We start from the raw sequence: 4,464 nt of genomic DNA, 5'->3' as shown, positions 1-4,464 counted from the left end.
CGGAACATGGACGGCTCGGTTCCGGTCTATTTCGAACCGGCGGCGGTGATCGTGGTGCTGGTGCTGCTGGGGCAGATGCTGGAACTGCGCGCCCGCGAGGCAACCGGCGGGGCCATCCGCGCCCTGCTCGATCTGGCGCCCAAAACGGCGCGACGGGTGGCGGCCGACGGCAGCGACCGGGAAGTTCCGCTCGACGAAGTCATGGCCGGAGACTTGCTGCGCGTGCGCCCTGGAGAGGCGGTGCCCGTTGATGGGCGGTTGAGCGCGGGCCATTCGACTCTTGATGAATCGATGGTGACGGGGGAATCGCTGCCCGTTTCGAAGCAGGCGGGCGACAGGCTGATCGCCGGCACCCTGAACCAGACCGGCGCCTTCACCATGGTGGCCGAAAAGGTCGGCCGCGACACCATGCTGTCGCAGATCGTCGCCATGGTTGCCTCGGCGCAGCGCAGCCGCGCGCCGATCCAGAAGCTGGCCGACAGGGTTTCGGGCTGGTTCGTGCCGGCGGTGATCCGGGTGGCGGTCGTGGCATTCGCGGCATGGGCGCTGATCGGCCCCGAGCCGCGCCTCAGCTATGCGTTCGTGGTCGCGGTTTCCGTCCTTATCATCGCCTGCCCGTGCGCGCTGGGGCTGGCGACTCCCATGTCGATCATGGTGGGCGTCGGGCGCGGCGCGCAGGCAGGCGTGCTCATCAAGAACGCCGAGGCGCTGGAGCGGCTGGAGAAGGTGGACACGCTGCTCGTCGACAAGACCGGCACGCTGACCGAGGGCAAACCGCGCGTCGCTGCCGTTACCCCGGCTCCGGGGTTCGACGAAAAGGGGCTGCTGGCGCTGGCGGCTTCGCTGGAACGGCCGAGCCAGCATCCGCTCGCGGCAGCCATTGTTGCCGAAGCAGCCGCGCGCAACCTGCTGGTGGAGGAAGTCACGGAATTCGACGCGCCTTCGGGCAAGGGCGTGACCGGCAGGGTCGGCGGACGGCAGGTGATGATCGGAAAGGCCGCGTGGCTGGCCGAGCATGGCGTCGACACGGGCGCCCTGACGGAGGCCGCCGACAAGGCCCGCCGCGAGGGTGCAACGGCCGTGCTGGTGGCGGTGGATGGCCGGCCTGCTGGCAGCATCGCCATCGCCGATCAGGTAAAGGCGAGCACGGCGACCGCATTGGCGGCGCTGCGCGGCCAGGGCCTGGATGTGATCATGCTGACCGGGGACAACAAGGTGACGGCAGAGGCCATCGCCCGCCGGCTGAGGATCGCGCATTTCGAAGCCGATGTGCTGCCCGCCGACAAGCAGGCCGTGGTGGAGCGGCTGAAACGCGAGGGCAAGGTGGTGGCAATGGCCGGCGACGGCGTGAACGATGCGCCCGCGATGGCCGCTGCGGACGTGGGGATTGCCATGGGCGGCGGCACCGATGTCGCCATCGAAAGCGCGGGCGTCACCCTGATCGGCGGGGATCTTGGCGGAATCGTGAAGGCGCGGGCGCTGAGCCACGCCACCATGCGCAACATCCAGCAGAACCTGTTCTTTGCCTTCATCTACAACGCGGCGGGCGTGCCGATCGCGGCCGGCATCCTCTATCCTACGCTTGGCCTGCTACTGTCTCCGGTTATCGCTGCAGCCGCGATGGCGTTGTCATCGGTGACGGTTGTTGGCAACGCTCTGCGTTTGCGGAGCGCCAATCTGAATTGAACAACAAGCGCTGAGTTGCAGGCATCGCCAAAATAGCTGACGTTCAGCAGCCCGAGTTGGCTCGCCGAAAACGGCCATTGGTTCAATTGCAGGCCAGAGGCGAAAATGGTAGCCGAATGCCGCCTTACCGGTCTCAGGCTCGGGGGGCTGCATGCTGCCATTGCCGGTGGAATGTGCCCAAGCTGATCCGCCATTTACCACATTGTCCATGCGAATGGGGGTGACAGGGCTGCCGCCAAGTTCTTGTCGATCGCCGGATCGAACAGCGCCAGGTTTCCCTGTTCTCGCTCCCCAAGAAACAGGAACGGCACTTTTCATGGCCCTCCTGGTGTCGCATGTGCTGCCATCACATTGAATTGTTTAAATCTTTGGTTTGATATCATCGTTGTCGCAGTCTCGTGCCCAAGCGATTGCATCGAAATGCATCGAACTGCATAATCTGACCCGATCGGCGTCTGCGATCATGCGGGATGGAGACGGGGGCCAGAGATCACAGACAAGTTCCACGAAAAGCTCGGCCTCATTCTGAAGGCGCTCTCCCTCACCCGTGCCGACGTTGCCATGCAGTTGCGGGTGGACAAGTCGCTGGTCGGGCGGTGGGCGACGGGCGTCACCATGCCGTCGGCCCAGAATCTGGCGCGGCTGACGGCGCTGGTCGCAGCGCGCAGCGCCGGCTTTTCGATGCTCGACTGGGAACAGCCGCTCCCCGTGATAGCCGAGCGGCTGGGGGTCGGGCAGCGGCTTCCGGCGGCGCCGCCGCAACTGACCAGCACCGAGATGGCAGCGCCCCCGATGCGGCTGGAACCGGCGACGCAGCCGCTGCGCTTCGGGCCGATTGCCGATCTCGGCCCGGAACTTCGCCTGACGACAGCGCGTCGCGGCCCGGCCTATGAAGGCATTTTCCGCAATACCCGGCCGTTCTCCGACGTCCCCGGCAAGTTCCTCTACGATTACTGCCTCACGCGGATGGAGCCCGAAGGGCTGATCACCTGGACACGCTGCATCGGCAGTGTCGCCGTGATCGCGCATTATCTGACGCTGCACAGCCAGATCTTCATTTCCGGGCGCGAGGTTTCGACTGGTCTGCCGGTGTTCGGGATCGTGAACGGCAGCAATGGCGGCAAGGTCACTCGCTACGAGGGGATCATGCTCTATTCCGCGCACGACGCCCTCCACACACCCTTTGCCACGCCCTTCATCTCCGAACGGCTGGCCGATCTGACGCAGGATCGTGCGGCGGACGAGGCGCGCTTCGCCGAGTTCGCGCAACATGCCGGACTCGCGCCCGACGGCGCGGTGCCGCCGGACGTGCGCGCACACCTTTTGAAGGATATCGGCCCGGCCGCCTTCGCCATGGGCGGCGAGCTGATGATGCGCATGCCGCCCGACACGTCCATGTCGCTGTCGCATATCCCGACCTAGGTTCTGACCCTGGTCCTGCGCCCGCTCATCGGCCGGCGCTTTCGCCGGCTCGTGCACCGCCAATCACCGCCGATGCATCGAAACGATGCGCCGATGCATCTGCGCGTGGCCGCCATGGAACGATAACCTAGGCGCGTCCGTCGGGCTTTCGGCGGATCCGGGGCTTCATGGATTCCAGGGCGCGACGGCTCCCGAGCCGATCCGGCGCGAAGCAGCCCCGGCGGGATCGACGAGAGGGAAGAGGCGATGGACGGGGCAATGGATCGGGCTCGGCTGGTGACGCAGGCGGCGTGCGCCGGCTCGTCGATGATGGGCTCGGGGCACCCGGGGCGGACCGTGCTGCTGCGCAGGGCCTTGCTGGCGGGCGTTGCCCTGTCGGCAGCGGGCATTCTTGTCGAACCGACGGCTGTCCGCGCGACCTGTGCCAGCACGGCGCCCAGCCCCCCGCCCGCGCAGGCGCCGATCGACAGCACGCTCGCCGGAGTCACGGTCGGAACGGCCAGCCCGCTGTTGCTGGATGCGACGGGTACGCTCGGCTGCGACGGAGTCGAGGGCGGTGCCAACGAGGATGGCTATCCGGCCCAGTCGGGCGGCGCTGCGGGGACGGTGACCGCGAGCCTCACCGACGTGACGGTGTTGGGCGCCTCCTTCGTGACCGGTCCCGGGCTTGCCTTCGGCCTTCTCGCAAGCTCGAACGGCGGCGCGGGAGGCGTGGGCGGCTTCGGCGGGGCGGGCGCATCGGAGACCGAGGGCGGGCCCGGCGGGGCGGGCGGGGCTGCCGCGGGGGCTGCTTTCACCTTTTTGGGCAGCATCGACATGCGCTCGGTCAGCCAGCCCGGGATCGGCATCGGGGTCATGGCGCGCGGGGGCGCGGGCGGAGCGGGCGCAGGGACGGCCACCTCGGGCATCGCGGGCATTTTCGGCAGCACCGGCGGCAACGGGGCGATGGGATCGACGGCATCGGCCACGGTCTCGGGAACGATCATTGCGGACGCGGCCGGCGTCTATGTGGACGCGTCCGGCGGGGCCGGCGGTGGTGGCGGCGATATCGCCGTCGGCGGCGACCTGTTGAAGCAGGTGACCAGCGGCAAGGGCGGCAGCGGCGCAGCGGCCGGAACCGCAAGCGTCACCCTGGCCGGTGGTCTGCTCACCGGCCGCACCACCGGCATCGTCGCCGCCGCCAATGGCGGGCGCGGCGGCGACAGCGGCGGCGTGGTGGCGCCTCCCGGCACCCTGACAGCCGCGTCTGTCACTCTGGATGCCGGCAGCGGTGGGCAGGGTGGCGCGGCCGGCGCGACGCTGGCGGCCGGCGCCGCCATTTCGCTTGAAGTTTCGGGGCTGACCCCGCCGGCGCTG

At 68.3% G+C, this 4,464-nt stretch carries 2 protein-coding genes and 1 pseudogene; all 3 read left to right on the top strand.

The features are described from left to right. Positions 1-1,686 (top strand): copper-translocating P-type ATPase (locus ACE3O8_RS12915; RefSeq protein WP_374390376.1); only part of this gene is annotated, 1,686 nt, incomplete at its 5' end. 561 nt (positions 1,687-2,247) lie between these two features. Further along, a complete protein-coding gene (locus ACE3O8_RS12910) occupies positions 2,248-3,108 on the top strand; it encodes a hypothetical protein (RefSeq protein WP_374390374.1) in 861 nt (286 codons plus the stop codon). 258 nt (positions 3,109-3,366) lie between these two features. After that, a pseudogene (locus tag ACE3O8_RS12905) lies at positions 3,367-4,464 on the top strand (hypothetical protein); the annotation flags it as partial.

It is taken from the genome of Sandaracinobacter sp. (genome assembly GCF_041909755.1).
Classification (GTDB): domain Bacteria; phylum Pseudomonadota; class Alphaproteobacteria; order Sphingomonadales; family Sphingomonadaceae; genus Sandaracinobacteroides.
The sequence above is the reverse complement of the archived record's forward strand: the minus strand, read 5'-3'. Positions and strand labels throughout refer to the sequence as shown.

Bases quoted from the DNA above. Each gene is read 5' to 3' on its own strand.
- ACE3O8_RS12910 (WP_374390374.1), top strand. From the start codon at position 2,248: ATGCAGTTGCGGGTGGACAAGTCGCTGGTCGGGCGGTGGGCGACGGGC.